1 rRNA gene (cut by a window edge) is annotated in these 433 nt (G+C 52.0%); it reads left to right on the top strand.

The window, feature by feature from the left end:
- A 23S ribosomal RNA gene (locus AC5162_RS06405) occupies positions 1 to 433 on the top strand; its annotated part reaches 710 nt to the left of the window's first position; the annotation flags it as partial.

Genomic DNA, 433 nt, shown 5'->3' with positions numbered 1-433 from the left:
ATGGCGACTTACCAAACTATGGCAAACTCCGAATACCGGCAAGTACAGCGCGGGAGACAGAGCACTGGGTGCTAACGTCCAGACTCAAGAGGGAAACAACCCAGACCGCCAGCTAAGGTCCCTAAATATTGCTAAGTGGGAAACGAAGTGGGAAGGCATAGACAGTCAGGAGGTTGGCTTAGAAGCAGCCATCCTTTAAAGAAAGCGTAATAGCTCACTGATCGAGTCGTCCTGCGCGGAAGATGTAACGGGGCTAAGCAATATACCGAAGCTGCGGGTGTACGGATTTATCCGTACGCGGTAGGAGAGCGTTCTGTAAGCCTGTGAAGGTGACTGGAGACGGTTGCTGGAGGTATCAGAAGTGCGAATGCTGACATGAGTAGCGATAAAGGGAGTGAAAAGCTCCCTCGCCGTAAGTCCAAGGTTTCCTGCG

This window comes from Fructobacillus sp. ChS1-6f1-1-27, assembly GCF_059579415.1.
The sequence above is the reverse complement of the archived record's forward strand: the minus strand, read 5'-3'. Positions and strand labels throughout refer to the sequence as shown.